Below are 14,577 nucleotides of genomic sequence, written 5' to 3' on the forward strand. Positions count from 1 at the left end.
AGATTACTCTGATGTAGATCCCAACAATAAAAAGAGAATAGCGAGTGAAGATTCATAGAATTAACCCGACCAAGCGTTGGTCTGATGTAACTGTTTTTAATGGTATTGCAAGCTTTGTTGAAGTTGATGAGTCAGACACATCTGCGGGCATTTAGAGTCAGGTTCAACAAATCTTTGAGCAAGCTGAAGAGATGATGAGCCTGGTAAATAGCGATAAATCTCGCGTATTGTCGGTTACTATTTACCTAACGGATTTCGCTAACTTTGATGTGCTCAACGAAGTGTGGGAAGTATGGTTCCCTGAAGGGTGTGCTCCGAGCCGTGCATGTGTGAAAGCTGAACAGGCAAACCCTGAATTGTTCGTTGAAATGTCATTCATGGTTGCCGCCGGGGGAAAAGTTTCAATAAACCGACACACAGATAGATAAAACAAAGCCACTCAGGTGATTCACTTGAGTGGCTTCTTTGTTCGAAACACGAAACTGAGGTTAGTCGGCGTTGGTATTAAGCGATGCCTTGCTCTTTTGCCATCTGTGTCGCGATCTTAGGTGCATGCCATAAACATGGTAGTAAGATGAATGACACAGGAACGGCAGTAATAACAATGAACGACTGTAGCGCAGATATACCGCCAGAGCCCATTGAGATAAGCGCGATGGCCACAGCACCCATGATGATACCCCAGAAGGTGCGTACCGCTGCGTTTGGCTCTGTGGTGCCTGTCATAACCACACTGATGGTGTAGGTCATTGAGTCACCTGTCGTTACGATGAACGTGGTGGTCAGGATAAGGAACAGTATCGCAATCAGAGTTGGAAGTGGCAGTTGTGCAGTGATAGCCAGTAACACTGCAGGAAGGTTGAAGCCTTCAAACGCACTGGAAATCACACCAGGGTTTTCTAACTCAAACGCTAAACCGCTACCACCAACGATGCTGAACCAGAAGCAGGTTACCAGTGGAGCAACGATGCTAATTGACACTATCATTTGGCGAATCGTTCGGCCGCGTGAAATGCGAGCAATAAAGATTGCCATCATTGGCCCATAACCTAAGAACCAACCCCAGAAGAATACCGTCCAACCACCAAGCCACGCTGTATCTTGGCGATAAAGCGCCATAGGGATGAAGTTATCGATCATTTCACCCATGCCTTGCAAGTAGCCATCAACGATGAAGCTGGTTGGGCCGACAAGAAGGATATAGCCGATAAGACACACAGACAAGATGATGTTGTAACGGCTAACCAGTTGGATGCCTTTGTTCACGCCGCTCAATGCAGATAGGGTGTACATGGCGATGGCGAGTAGAATGACGACGCTCTGAGTCGTAAAGCTGTCTGAGATACCAAACAGTTCACTTAACGCATAACTGATTTGAAGACCTAAGAAACCAATTGGACCGATAGTACCTGCAGCCACAGCAACAATGCTACACGCGTCGACTACGTTACCGATCCAGCTATTAATCGCTTTCTCGCCCAGTAGTGGATAAAGCAAAGTACGCGGTTTAAGAGGAAGCCCTTTATCGTAGTGAAGGCGCATCAGCACGATAGAGGATAAGCCCCCTAAGATTGCCCAAGCAAGAAAGCCCCAGTGCATGAAAGACTGAGATAGGGCGTTGAACGCCATTGCTTGAGGAGCAGCGTTGCCGTATAGAGGCGGAGCAGAAACGAAGTGAGCAATAGGCTCTGCTGCTGCCCAAAATACACCACCGCCTGCGAGCAGCGTACATAAGACAATCGACATCCATTTGAATGTGGTCATTTCAGGAAGGGCAAGTTTACCCAAACGAACGTGACCTGTGCGTCCTAGTGCAAGTACTAAGCCGATAATGAAGTTGAGTAGTAAGAGAACCTGCCAAAAAGCACCAAACCATTTAGTCGAATAACTAAAACCGATGTTCACAAGTTCTGATAACACCGAGGTGTTGGTGAAGGCAAGTATGACAAAGAGGGTTAAAAAGCTCCCACTTAGCCAAAATACTGGATTTCCAAGCTCCAGTTTTTCACCCAAAGATTGGGCTTTAGTGAAGTTAATAGAAGTAGATTCTGCGTTGATGTTTTCGTTGGCGACTTGCGTCAAGTTGGACATTATTTCTTCGCTATATTTGGCTCTTTCAAGCCTATGTATTTCTCCCACACTTGCATTGGAAATGTGAGGTTCGTCAAAAAAAGACGCGATACTATCACAGTTGTTAAGAAAAAGTGGGCGAATTTAGAAAAGAAATCGGTTCTATGGCTAAATCACTCCCTTTTGGTTAGTTTTAAGACGAAATTTCAGAACGAATGAATAAAGTCGATATGAATAGAGTTTTGTAATTAATGAAGTGAGTTAGGCGATATTTTTTAGCGTACCGAAATAAATTTAATATTAGTTGTTCGTGCAAAATAAGTGTCGGCTCATTGCATGCTATAAACAAATTAATGCGAGTCATTTTATAAATATCGAATATTTTAGGTGTTAAATTGGCACTATTACCTACAGTTGTTTTGCAAAGAGATTTAAGTGGTGAGAAATATGACACTTAAATTAAGCATCTTGAAACAATAACTTAAGGGACAGCTAACATGCACCTAAACCAAGGAAGAGTGGCCAAGAAGGTTTTTACACTCAGTACTCTCACCGCGTCATGCTTAATGGCATTCAACAGCTACGCGGCTGTTGATTGTTCAAAGTTAGAAGCGTGGGATTCTGCCACGGTATACACCGGTGGTGATCAGGTTTCACATGACGGCAGCGCTTACTCAGCGAATTACTGGAATCAAAACAACAACCCGAGCCAATTTGAAGGTGACTACGCACAATGGAAAAGGATTGATGTGTGTAGCGGCGGAGGCGGCGGTGGCACGCCAAATGAAGCGCCAACTGCTTCGTTAACAGCACCTACCGTGTCAGATGTGATCGTTGAGGGTGATAATGTCGTGTTAAGTGCTACGGCACTCGATGCTGATGGTAGTGTTGCTTCAGTAGAATTCTTTGTAGATGGTACTTCCGTCGCAGTAGTAACAGCGGCACCATTTGAAGCGACTTGGGCAGCAACGTCGGGCAGCCATCAGGTTTCTGTTGTTGCAACAGACAATGAAGGTGCATCGAGTGCAGCAAGCGCGGTATCTGTTTCTGTTGATTCACTGCAACCTGGCAATGAAGCGCCAACGGTATCAGTTGCACTTTCAGCGGCTTCTGTTGATGTAGGTGGCGTGGTAACACTCACTGCAATGGCTGCAGACAGCGATGGTACGGTTGATAAAGTCGATTTCTATGTGGCAGGTTCTTTAGTTGGAACGGCTGCAACAAGCCCCTATGCGCTTGACTACACAACCACTCAAGCAGGTACTTTGTCTGTATACGCAAAAGCGACCGACGATCAAGGTGCAACAACGGAATCAGCCTTGGCTTCTTTGAAGGTGAATGGTGCTCCAACGGTGAGTACATGTCGTCCTGATGGCCTGTATCAAATGCAAGGTGTCGATGTTCCTTACTGTACAATTTACGATGATAAAGGCCGTGAGAAAATGGGCGTGGATCACCCTCGTCGTGTGATTGGCTACTTTACCAGTTGGCGTGCAGGAGACGACCCGCAAGCGTCTTACTTAGTGAATGATATTCCTTGGGAACAACTCACACACATTAACTACGCGTTCGTGAGCATCGGTTCAGATGGCAAAGTGAACGTTGGTGACGTAAACGATCCAAATAATGCTGCTGTCGGTAAAGAGTGGCCGGGAGTAGAGGTTGACCCTGCATTAGGCTTTAAAGGTCACTTTGGTGCGCTCGCAACTGCGAAGAAAAAACACGGTGTTAAAACACTAATCTCAATTGGTGGTTGGGCTGAGACTGGTGGCCACTTTGCCACAGACGGTAGCCGTGTAGCTGACGGTGGTTTCTACACTATGACGACCAATGCTGATGGCTCAATCAACCATCAAGGCATCGAAACGTTCGCGACGTCAGCGGTTGAAATGCTGCGTAAGTATCAATTCGATGGTCTAGATATTGATTACGAGTATCCAACTTCAATGGCTGGTGCGGGTAACCCATACGACAAAGATTTCATGGAACCACGTCGACAGTACCTATGGGCTTCATACCAAGTACTGATGAAAGTATTGCGTGAGAAGCTTGATGTGGCGTCTGCTGAAGATGGCAATCACTACATGTTAACTATCGCGGCACCTTCTTCTGGCTACCTGTTGCGCGGTATGGAAACATTCGATGTCACTCAATATCTTGATTACGTGAACATCATGTCTTACGATCTTCACGGTGCTTGGAACGATCACGTTGGCCATAACGCTGCCTTGTTCGATACAGGTAAAGATTCAGAGCTAGCACAGTGGAACGTATACGACACGGCGGCTTATGGCGGTATTGGCTACCTGAACACGGATTGGGCTTACCATTACTTCCGCGGTTCAATGCCAGCTGGTCGCATTAACATCGGTGTGCCTTACTACACGCGTGGTTGGCAGGGTGTAACAGGTGGTGAAAATGGTCTTTGGGGCCGAGCTGCACTGCCTAATCAATCTGAATGTGCCGCTGGTACAGGTGAAGGCGAGAAGAACAACTGTGGTCACGGCGCGATTGGTATCGATAACATGTGGCACGATACCGACCCTAAAGGAAACGAAATGGGCGCAGGTTCGAACCCAATGTGGCATGCGAAGAACCTAGAGAAAGGCATTTGGGGGTCTTATGCGGATGCTTACAAGCTTGATCCTGTAAACGATCCAACAGATGTTCTAAGAGGCACTTACACGCGTAACTACGACAGCGTGGCGGTTGCACCTTGGCTATGGAATGCTGAAAAAGGCGTGTTCCTTTCTACGGAAGATAAAGAGTCTATCAACGTGAAAGCGGACTACGTTATCGACAAAGAAATCGGCGGCATCATGTTCTGGGAACTGGCTGGCGACTACAACTGTTATGTACTTGATGCAAGTGGCAACCGCACAACGGTTGATACCACAGAGCAAGCGTGTAACACCGGTAACGGTGAGTTCCACATGGGTAACACAATGACTAAAGCTATCTACGATAAGTTTAAGTCGGCAACGCCGTATGGCAACAAAGTCGCGACTGGTGCAATTCCTACCGAAGCATTAGACATCGCAGTATCTGTTGGTGGTTTCAAAGTCGGTGACCAAAACTACCCAATTAATCCTAAGATCACGTTTACCAACAATACGGGTCAAGCACTGCTTGGCGGTACAGAGTTCCAGTTTGATATTCCTGTATCTGCACCAGACAACGCGAAAGACCAATCTGGTGGTGGTTTGACTGTGATTGCGTCGGGTCATACTCGTGCGGATAACATTGGTGGCTTAGACGGTACTATGCACCGTGTAGCTTTCACATTACCTGCATGGAAAGAACTGCCTGCTGGTGGCGTGTATGAACTGGACATGGTGTATTACTTACCAATTTCAGGCCCTGCAAACTATGCCGTTAACGTAGGTGGTGTCGATTATGCCTTTAGCTTTGAGCAACCAGATTTACCTTTAGGTGATATCAGTTCTGGTGGCGGTAACCCTGGCGACGGTGGCACAAACCCTGGCACTTGTGATACTGCAGGCTTAACAGTGTACCCAGATCTGCCTCAGAAAGACTGGGCCGGCAACCCAAGCCATGCTAATACGGGTGACCAAGTGGTTCACAATGGCAGCATTTACCAAGCTAACTGGTGGACAAGTTCTGAGCCGGGCAGTGACGGTAGCTGGACCAAAGTGTGTTCATAGTATTGATGTGTTGATAGGGGTGAGAGCCTTCTAGCTTAGTCTCCTAAGACAAACCACATAACGTAGAGTTAAACGCCGAACTCAATCCTGTTCGGCGTTTTTTATTCATGGTCTTACTATGTTTTACGCCTGCTATGTCTGAACGGTGAAAAAGTAGAAGGTAGTGAGCGTGTAGAGGAATAACAGATATAAAAAAGCCCAAATAGATCGCTCTACTTGGGCTTTTTCAGAATAGTTTGAAATCGCTAGTCGCTAAATTAAGCTTTTGCTTCTTTCATCGCTTCCGCTTTTTTTTCCTTTTGCATTTTTGCAAGGAAGTAGATGTTTACACATGCGATGAAGCCGTTGGTTGCAACCACTGGCCAAGCGTCAATCATAACGCCGTATGCTGTGAAGAGTGCACAGCCAATGAAGTTAAGGACACGTAGGCGAACGATATCTTTCATTGTTAACGAAATTGCGACCATAATAGATGCAGCGTAACCTAAAATCTCAACCATATTGAATTCCATTGTTTGACCCTCTTAAATTTGCCGATACTTTGTCGGTACCAATTCTTCTCTTCATGAGATGATTGAGGAAGCTCCGTGCCTCGAATGGTCTGGTTATGTTTAACGGGGTAGACTATACCAACTCCGTTTTTGTGATTAAACCTCCAAAATAGGTAGAAGTGAAGGTTAGCGATTACGCAAACGTTTAATGCATTTTGCCTAACATAATTATTAGTTATGTTGGTGGTTGAACTAATAGTTATTGATGTATAGGTAAAGGCTCTAACTATGATAAAACGATCCATTTGTGGAACACAAAGTATAAAGATCGCTGTGCTTATGAACTTGATGACCATTGGGCTGACGGCATGTACGACTCAAGATCAACTGCCTGTGCATGATTATGGTGTCGTTACTAGCGGTGACTTCGAGTTTATGACAAATGGCGTCAAAACTTATTCATGGCACCCACAATCAGAACAGGTATATCTTTCTAAGAAATACAATGAAACCGTCGTGACTGACATGGTACGTGATGCGATTCAAGAGCAGCAAACTGAAAAGGGCACCGCTTAGAGAAAGCTAGAGGTGTTTGTGACGTGGTGGTTGGCTTTGGCCTAGCCGAAAAGGTACTTTATAGATTGTGTTTTCAGTGCCAAACTCTCAGGAGGTCCAGTGGCGAGCGCGAGCGCAAACAGATCTTCAGGCGGATCTTGAAGAAAGTGAGAGCGAAGAATGAATTTTTGGTCTTGTGGAGATGCTATTTAGACAAATGCCAGGGAGATAAAAAGCTAAGTGAGAAGAGTATTTGCTTGGTCAATATTAACGGTTAGAAAAATGAACAGATCGCAGAATATACTTTTTTTATTTGTAACTAAAGGTACATTTGCGTAAAGCAACGTAAAGTTCGCGCTTCTTTTGCTAGCATTTGTCTATACTGGTTAAAATGTTAACTTAGGTTTAATTCAATGAAACTGTTCTCCAAATACTCTCTCCCTTTATTAAGTATATTCATTGTAAGTAACGCAGCGATGGTTAGCACAGCAGCTATCGCCGCCCCTACTATAGTACCAGCCCCGCCTAGTTTAGGTGCGAAAGGGTATGTGTTAATCGACTTTAATTCTGGTGATGTGCTCGTCGAAAAAAATGCACACACCAAGTTGAATCCAGCAAGCTTGACTAAACTGATGACCAGCTATGTGGCAGGTCAGGAGATGAAGCGAGGCAACATCTCCGCTGATGATAAAATCAGAATCAGTGAAAACGCTTGGGCAAAGAATTTCCCTGACTCTTCAAAAATGTTCATCGAAGTAAATACTGACGTCGTGATGATGGATCTATACCGAGGCTTGATTATTCAATCGGGTAACGATGCCAGTGTTGCGATTGCAGAGCATGTAGCTGGTTCTCAAGATGCCTTTGTTGATTTGATGAACTCTTGGGCTGCTTCGCTTAAATTGGAAAACACTCACTTTGCTAATGCGCATGGTTTAGACGCAGACGACTTATATTCAACGCCTTACGATATCGCAATGCTTGGCCGAGCGATCATTAAAGATCTTCCAGATGTATATGGCTTATACAGTGAGCGTTCTTTCAGTTACAACGGCATCACGCAACACAACCGCAATGGCTTGCTCCGTGACAGAAGCTTAACGGTTGATGGCATGAAGACGGGTTACACCTCGGGTGCGGGCTACAGCTTAGCGAGCTCGGCAACACAAGGTGAAATGAGACTTATCGCAGTGGTGATGGGCGCATCAAGTGTTAAAAGTCGTGAGTCAGACAGTAAGCAGCTTTTAAGTTACGGCTTCCGATTCTTCGATACGCTTAATGTCCACCAAGGCGGCGACCAAGTGGTTGAAGAGAAAGTGTGGTTTGGCGACCAAGACACTTTGAAGCTTGGGGTTGCAGAAGACACGTTTATCACGCTACCTAAGTCAGACAGCAAAAAGCTAACCGCATCTATCGAATTAAACTCGGAACTCAAAGCGCCGATTACAGAGGGTCAAATTCTAGGTGTCGTTCATTACACGGTTGATGGTGAAGATGTTCAAACTCAGCCTTTGATCGCACTTGAATCGGTTGAACAAGGTGGCTTGTTCAAACGTTTGATGGACTACATTAAATTGTTCTTCTCAAGTCTGTTCTAAGCGAACTGACACCAGAACGAAAAGTAAAATGAATGGGCGCTGTGATTTGATCACGGCGCCTTTTGTTGTTTCAGAACTGGACAAAGCGAGGTGAATAACGTTCTTTATTAGCAGTCGCTGATGGTTTCGATTACTATACGCAAAATTTAGCAGTGTAGTTACTTATGACCATAGAGATAAAGAACATCACCGAACCTGAAGTAACTTGCGCCAATTGCCAGGCATGCTGTTGTCGTTTAGAGGTTATGATCATCACAGATACCGGTGTCCCAGAAGAGCATATTGCTTACGATGAGTGGGGCGGTGAAACCATGAAACGTTTAGATGATGGTTGGTGCTCTGCGGTAGATAGGGAAACACTGATGTGCACTATCTATGAAAACCGACCATGGATCTGCCGTGAGTTTGAAATGGGCTCTTTTGAGTGTATCGATCAGCGTAAAGAGGTGATGGGTTAGGTTGTATTAGCAACCGGTTGATGCATATTATTAAATCAATATACGATATCTTGTAAGTCAGGGCTTTAAATCTCGATTTGATATAGAGCCCTGATTCGTTTTACTGATTTAGTTTTGTGTGAGAACGAGTCGATTTAAAACTCAGAAGGCACTTCAAATTCCATCCATTCCCCGGTTGTTGGGTGAATCAGTTTTAGGTAGCCAGCGTGAAGGTGCAGTCGTTCGCGTTTGTAGCCATATAGGTCATCACCACGAATTGGTACGCCAAGTCCTTGTGGGTGAGCGCAGTGTACGCGGAGCTGGTGGGTACGGCCTGTTTTAGGATACAAATGCACCTTTGTTTTTCCGTCATTGGTGCAGACCGCTTGCCAGTGTGTTTCTGCATTGCGCCCATGTTCATGACAAACGAGCTGCCTTGGCCTGTCGGTAATGTCGCCACGCAAAGGAAGGCTGATGTCACCAGATTGACCCGTTATTTCACCATCAAGCAGTGCGGTGTAACGCTTTTCGACCGTTCTATCGATGAACTGTTTTTGGATATGCTTGTTGGACTCGGCCGTTAGCGCCAAGATCAACAAGCCAGACGTCGACATATCCAATCTATGGATAATCAAAGGGCCTGTTGCATCTGGATAGCGTGCTTTTATACGCGTATATACTGAGTCTTCGATGAACTTGCCCGGAACCGACAAGAACTCTTCGGGTTTGTTCACGACCACGATCTCTTGGTCTTCATAAACAATGTCAAACGACTTACCGACCGCAGGGTTCACGATAAGTGGATTATCTTCTAGCTCAATGCCATTGAGTTGATGCTCAAGGATCTCAAAGCTCTTACTTTGGCAAACCGGGTAGAGGTTTCCGTGTTGTCGAATAATATCTATTGGTGGTAGTCCCCACCAAAACTCGGCTAAAGCTAACGGTGTAAAGCCGTGTTCAAAGGCAAAGTTAAGCAATTTAGGTAGGCAGCAGTCACCAGAGCCTTCAAGCGCGTCTTTACCATCCAACAATTCAAGCAAGCTCTTTGACTCTGCGGCTCGGTTGATAAAACGATAGTGAGACAAGCGCTGTGTTTCTAATTCTGCAGAAATTGCCTGGTAGTCGTTCTTACGGCTTTTAAGCTCGCTTTCGATAGCGTCTACTTGTGATTGCTTTTCAGCGATCTTCTGTTTCCACTCGATACGAAGTGCTTTGAGGTCTCGCTTCTCTTGGCTGCTTTGATTACCTAACTGCTTAAGTAGGTTGGCCGCAGACTCTAGATTGCCGAGTGCTTTCTCTTGGTTAGCTTGCTCTCTCAGTTCATTGCGCTGTGCTTTGTTGGCAGCCATGGTGAGCTGAAAGGCTTCTATTGCTTTGGTCGCGTCGTTTTTAAGTTCGCTCAGCGTTGATGTCAGTTCATCTAAGTTATGAGTGTGCTCTAGGTTAGCAATGTCGTCAGCTAGAGTCGCTTGTTGAGTTAAACGGTCTGTGTTTTGGTTTTCAAACTGCTGTTTATTAAATGCAGATGGAACAAAGCTCAAGCTCGATAGTTGAGACTCTAACGACGAATCGAGTTGTAAACCTGAAAATGCAGAAAGGTAGCCCAATTCTTGAGTTCGAGGATGTTGAACCAGAAGAACGGCATAGAGATTACCTTGTGACGTTTCATCCGCACCACAGTCAAGCAGTGACTGTTGAAGCTGCTGCATCGCTATTTCACACAATGGGTGCGGAGTATAGTAATACGGGAATGTAAAACGCTCTGGTAGCGATAAGTCTTGATTCGCCGTTTGGTCTAAGGTGCGCAGTGGTGTGTATTGAGCAATGTTTGCTGACATGAAGATCAAACTCTATGGGTATTCAGTTTAGAGCTCGATATTGTTGTCGAAATGAAGGTAAATGAGAAGCCAAAGCGAAAGATAAATCGGCTTTGGCTTCATTTAGACAGTCATTTTCACGCTATGGACGCATTGAATAGACTGAACCTCGATTAATTGGAGTGTTCTAACTCGAGTTGCTCCGCCTTTTGGTAAGCAGGGTGGCTCGCCAAAAGCTCACCATATTTAGCAATGTTAGGGTAGAGCGCAGTAGCACCAAAGTTACCGACGATTTCAACGATGAACGACATCATAAAATCAGCGCCAGTGAGTGTTTCCCCTACAAGGTAGGTTTTGCCTTCAAGAGATTGGTTTACGAAGGTTAGTATCTTTTGATTTTCGTCATCAGCATAACCACCAAGGAAGTTTGTTTCGGCGCCGTCTTTCATCACGAAGATCTTAAGCAGCATTGGTAAAATGCCCGAACTTTCAGCAAAGTGTAGCCACTGAGAATACTCAACGTATTCAGCTGTGCCGCGTGCTGGTGCAAATTTACCTTGGCCAAATTTGTCAATGAGGTACTCAGTAATCGCGCCAGATTCACTGATCACCATGCCATCATCTTCAATGACTGGAGATTTGCCTAGAGGGTGAACAGACTTCAGTTCAGGTGGTGCTAAAACGTGACACTGTCTCGTTGGTAAGGTTTGATCTGATAGTCGACACCAAGCTCTTCGAGTAGCCAGATGATGCGCTTCGAACGCGATTTATTCAGGTGATGTAAAGTAATCATAGTTCTGCCTATTCTATCCTTGAGCTATTTTGGTTCGTTAGTTTTGATAACAAGTTTACCGAAGTTCTGGCCTTCTAATAGACCCATGAAAGCTTGTGGCGCTTCGTCTAAACCTTCAATTAGGTGTTCGAGGTAGTGCATTTTTCCTTGAGAAAGCCATTCGGTCATTTGAGTTGCGAATTCATTGTAACGATGCGCGTAGTCGTCGAAGATAATGAAGCCTTGCATCTTAATGCGCTTAACTAGAAGGGTACCCATAAGGCTAGACATACGGTCTGGGCCCTCAGGGAGTGATGTCGCATTGTATTGCGAGATAAGACCACAAACAGGAATTCGAGCGCCTGTATTAAGCAGAGGCATTACTGCATCGAATACCTTGCCGCCAACATTTTCAAAGTAAACGTCGATGCCTTTGTCACACGCTTTTGCTAATTGCTCTGCGAAGTCATCTGCCTTGTGGTCGATACATTCATCAAAACCAAGAACCTCTTTCGCGTATTGACACTTCTCTTGACCGCCTGCCACGCCAATGACACGACAACCTTTTAACTTACCAATTTGTCCAACCGTAGCGCCTACTGGGCCAGTTGCAGCCGCTACCACTATCGTGTCGCCTTCTTTCGGTTGGCCGATATCCAGTAATCCCATGTAGGCGGTAAAGCCTGGCATGCCCATGATGCCCAGTGTGTAAGAAGGGTGAGTCGGTTCTTTTCCTAGCTTGATAAGACCTTCACCGTTCGACACGCCATAATCCTGCCAGCCTGTGTAAGCTAAGACCCATTCGCCAACTTCATAATCGCTGTTATTTGATGCTACAACCTGACACACAGTTGCGCCAACCATCACCTCATCAAGAGCGACTGGATCGGCATAAGATTTTGTATCATTCATACGGCCACGCATGTAAGGGTCGAGAGATAGGTAAACCGAGCGAAGTAACATTTCACCTTCGTTGATTTTTGGAGCAGCAACGGTTTCTAAGCGGAAGTTATCTTGAGTTGGTGCGCCGACAGGGCGAGAAGCTAATACGATGCGACGATTGTCTTGTTGAGTCATTGGATGTCCTTAATTTTATATTGTGCTTATCTAGAATTAGACCAGTCGTCTAGTCTTGTTTCCTAAAAATCCCGCCGTCATCAAGTTGATAAGAGGGCGGGTGATTTCTTTTAAGCTAAAACAGTAAATGCCAATAAAACGCAGTGCGCGTTAATGGCTTTCACCTTTTAAAATTTGTTCGGTGAGGCGTAATGCCGATTCTAAGCTCTGTGAACTTTGGCTTAACTTGCTTAATAAACTGGCGCCTAACCACATTGAGTATAAGTTCTGGGCTGCTTCTTGGCTGTTTTCTACTGAGATAGAGCCATCTTCAATACCGCCAACAATACAATGCTGGATGGTTGTTGTGACTTTCTCAGCACCTTTTAGCAGAGCCTGACGCATAGGATCAGAAAGGTCTGATACTTCAGCACTGAGCTTAACGACTAAACACTTGTGCGCATTACAGGTACCGTTCTCAATCTTTGACCACAGCGAAAAGTAACTCAAGATTCGTTGATAATGGTTGCCTTCACCGTGCATTAAAATGGATTCAATCTTAGTGATGTAGTTCTCAAAATAGTGCTGGATTAGCGCCTCACCAAATTGCTCTTTTGATTTAAAGTAGTGGTAAAACGACCCTTTCGGAACTTCCGCTTCTTTAAGCAATTGTGATAAACCAACGCCATTGAAACCGTTGTTCACTATGAGTTGATAGCCAACATTCAAAATATGCAGGCGTGTATCATTCGTTTTCTCGTTCATGGTCGATACTATAATTTAAATTAGACCAGTCGTCTATTTGCTGTGTTATTGCTTAATAAATCGTGTTAACTGGATGATTGTTGGTATTTAGGTACTTTTAAAGCAATGGCTTACTAATAAAAAGGCCCCGACATGTGTGCATGTCGGGGCTCTACGTATTACTTACTTTCAAGCGAGTAGATTACTGGATAGAGATTAACTCAACATCAAAAATCAGTGTTGCTGATGGTGGGATTGGGCCCGTACCACCTTTGCCGTAACCTAGCGTGCTTGGAATGAATAGGCGGACTTTTTGGCCTTCTACCATGTAAGTCAAACCTTCTTGCCAGCCTTTGATTACTTGCTTAAGAGCGAATGAGATTGGCTCACCACGTTCTACAGAGCTATCGAAAACCGTGCCATCGATCAGAGTACCGTGGTAGTGAACCGTTACTTTGTTGTCTTTAGTAGGGTGAATAGTACCAGTACCTTCTTCAAGAACTAGGTACTGAAGACCGCTCTCAGTCGTGATCACACCTTCTTTCTTTCCGTTCTCTAGCAGGAACTGTTGACCTTGTTCGAAGTTTTCTGTACCAGACTTATGATTTGTCCAAGTACGGTAAATCATGAAACCCGCCAAAAGAAAGACGATGACCGGGATGACAAATTTAGACATAGTAAAACCTATTGTATTTATTGCTTAGTTTATTAATGAGCTGACTAAAGCCGCGCTTATGGTTGAGTCAAAAGGTAGTTGATCGTTTTTGCGATGCCAGCAACGTCTTGGTGACCTGCTGTCAGTACTTGGTATTTGCCGTTGACGATAAACGTTGGTACTGAGTTGATCTGACCTTTTACTGAAACTTCTTCTGCTTTCTTAACATAGTCAAAAAGCGTTGCTTGTTGTTCTTTATTCAACTGGTATGGGCTAACCAAACCACGAGAAGTAAAAGCAGTTTCTAGCGCTTGTTGACGTTGCTCTGGTGTTGCGTCTGCACCCATTTGAACAGCGCCGAATAAGTCGTCCATGAAAGCGTGGTCTGGCGTTGCATCAAGCTGCATCACTGCTGTGTAGTAAATCATTGCGCTGATTTGAGCACTTTCATTAAATGTTACGTGCATCTTGCCAATTTTCTGGTCTGTTAGAGACTCAATCTCAGGAATTGCGCTTTCCATTTGGCGACAGTGACCACAATTTAAAGAGAAGATTTCAGTGATCGGTGACAGGTTAAATTCTGTTAGAGCAGTTGGAAGCGCCTCGTATTGAACGCCTTTTTGTGGCTCGTCTGTTTCGCTACAACCAGCAATAACAAGTACAGCAACGAGCGCAGTGAAGAATTTAGTAAATGGTTTAAACATGATGTTTACTCTA

At 44.9% G+C, this 14,577-nt stretch carries 10 protein-coding genes and 3 pseudogenes; 5 read left to right on the forward strand and 8 right to left on the reverse strand.

What is annotated here, in order from left to right:
- Positions 1-44: 44 nt before the first annotated feature.
- Positions 45-428, forward strand: a pseudogene (locus A3712_RS22560) (RidA family protein).
- Positions 429-504: 76 nt separating this feature from the next.
- Here A3712_RS22560 and A3712_RS22565 read toward each other — a convergent pair.
- Positions 505-2,091 carry a BCCT family transporter gene (locus tag A3712_RS22565; RefSeq protein WP_063525128.1) on the reverse strand — a complete coding sequence of 529 codons (1,587 nt, stop codon included), beginning with the start codon at positions 2,089-2,091 and terminating at the stop codon, positions 505-507.
- Between the two features lie 476 nt (positions 2,092-2,567).
- Here A3712_RS22565 and A3712_RS22570 point away from each other — a divergent pair, with 476 nt between their 5' ends.
- A complete protein-coding gene (locus A3712_RS22570) occupies positions 2,568-5,735 on the forward strand; it encodes a chitinase C-terminal domain-containing protein (protein WP_063525129.1) in 3,168 nt (1,055 codons plus the stop codon).
- Between the two features lie 257 nt (positions 5,736-5,992).
- Here the strand turns inward: A3712_RS22570 and A3712_RS22575 are convergent, their stop codons facing one another.
- A complete protein-coding gene (locus A3712_RS22575) occupies positions 5,993-6,247 on the reverse strand; it encodes a YgjV family protein (RefSeq protein ID WP_008219360.1) in 255 nt (84 codons plus the stop codon).
- Positions 6,248-6,514: 267 nt separating this feature from the next.
- On the opposite strand from A3712_RS22575, the pseudogene A3712_RS22580 reads away from it, so the two are divergent.
- From A3712_RS22580 to A3712_RS22590, 3 genes and pseudogenes are all read left to right on the forward strand, one after another.
- Positions 6,515-6,965, forward strand: a pseudogene (locus A3712_RS22580) (hypothetical protein).
- A 229-nt stretch (positions 6,966-7,194) separates the two neighbouring features.
- Positions 7,195-8,379 carry a D-alanyl-D-alanine carboxypeptidase family protein gene (locus tag A3712_RS22585; RefSeq protein ID WP_063525130.1) on the forward strand — a complete coding sequence of 395 codons (1,185 nt, stop codon included), beginning with the start codon at positions 7,195-7,197 and terminating at the stop codon, positions 8,377-8,379.
- Between the two features lie 164 nt (positions 8,380-8,543).
- Positions 8,544-8,837, forward strand: coding sequence for a YkgJ family cysteine cluster protein (locus tag A3712_RS22590; protein WP_082856299.1), 294 nt, complete (start codon positions 8,544-8,546; stop codon positions 8,835-8,837).
- Between the two features lie 134 nt (positions 8,838-8,971).
- On the opposite strand, the gene A3712_RS22595 is transcribed toward A3712_RS22590, so the two are convergent.
- From A3712_RS22595 to A3712_RS22620, 6 genes and pseudogenes are all read right to left on the reverse strand, one after another.
- A complete protein-coding gene (locus tag A3712_RS22595; RefSeq protein WP_063525132.1) occupies positions 8,972-10,654 on the reverse strand; it encodes an RluA family pseudouridine synthase in 1,683 nt (560 codons plus the stop codon).
- 152 nt (positions 10,655-10,806) lie between these two features.
- A pseudogene (locus tag A3712_RS22600) lies at positions 10,807-11,426 on the reverse strand (glutathione S-transferase family protein).
- Between the two features lie 24 nt (positions 11,427-11,450).
- Positions 11,451-12,482, reverse strand: coding sequence for an NADP-dependent oxidoreductase (locus A3712_RS22605; protein WP_063525133.1), 1,032 nt, complete (start codon positions 12,480-12,482; stop codon positions 11,451-11,453).
- 150 nt (positions 12,483-12,632) lie between these two features.
- Positions 12,633-13,226 carry a TetR/AcrR family transcriptional regulator gene (locus tag A3712_RS22610; RefSeq protein ID WP_063525134.1) on the reverse strand — a complete coding sequence of 198 codons (594 nt, stop codon included), beginning with the start codon at positions 13,224-13,226 and terminating at the stop codon, positions 12,633-12,635.
- A gap of 181 nt (positions 13,227-13,407) precedes the next feature.
- Entirely contained in the window at positions 13,408-13,881 is a 474-nt protein-coding gene (locus A3712_RS22615; protein WP_063525135.1) for an FKBP-type peptidyl-prolyl cis-trans isomerase, read from the reverse strand.
- 56 nt (positions 13,882-13,937) lie between these two features.
- Entirely contained in the window at positions 13,938-14,564 is a 627-nt protein-coding gene (locus tag A3712_RS22620; RefSeq protein WP_063525136.1) for a thioredoxin domain-containing protein, read from the reverse strand.
- Positions 14,565-14,577 lie beyond the last annotated feature (13 nt).

The sequence above is a fragment of the Vibrio sp. HI00D65 genome, from assembly GCF_001635455.1.
Lineage (GTDB): Bacteria > Pseudomonadota > Gammaproteobacteria > Enterobacterales > Vibrionaceae > Vibrio.

Excerpts from the sequence above, each read along its gene's own strand:
- A3712_RS22565 (WP_063525128.1), bottom strand. The coding sequence starts at position 2,091 with ATGTCCAACTTGACGCAAGTCGCCAACGAAAACATCAACGCAGAATCT.
- A3712_RS22570 (WP_063525129.1), top strand. The coding sequence starts at position 2,568 with ATGCACCTAAACCAAGGAAGAGTGGCCAAGAAGGTTTTTACACTCAGT.
- A3712_RS22575 (WP_008219360.1), bottom strand. The coding sequence starts at position 6,247 with ATGGAATTCAATATGGTTGAGATTTTAGGTTACGCTGCATCTATTATG.
- A3712_RS22585 (WP_063525130.1), top strand. The coding sequence starts at position 7,195 with ATGAAACTGTTCTCCAAATACTCTCTCCCTTTATTAAGTATATTCATT.
- A3712_RS22590 (WP_082856299.1), top strand. The coding sequence starts at position 8,544 with ATGACCATAGAGATAAAGAACATCACCGAACCTGAAGTAACTTGCGCC.
- A3712_RS22595 (WP_063525132.1), bottom strand. The coding sequence starts at position 10,654 with ATGTCAGCAAACATTGCTCAATACACACCACTGCGCACCTTAGACCAA.
- A3712_RS22605 (WP_063525133.1), bottom strand. The coding sequence starts at position 12,482 with ATGACTCAACAAGACAATCGTCGCATCGTATTAGCTTCTCGCCCTGTC.
- A3712_RS22610 (WP_063525134.1), bottom strand. The coding sequence starts at position 13,226 with ATGAACGAGAAAACGAATGATACACGCCTGCATATTTTGAATGTTGGC.
- A3712_RS22615 (WP_063525135.1), bottom strand. The coding sequence starts at position 13,881 with ATGTCTAAATTTGTCATCCCGGTCATCGTCTTTCTTTTGGCGGGTTTC.
- A3712_RS22620 (WP_063525136.1), bottom strand. The coding sequence starts at position 14,564 with ATGTTTAAACCATTTACTAAATTCTTCACTGCGCTCGTTGCTGTACTT.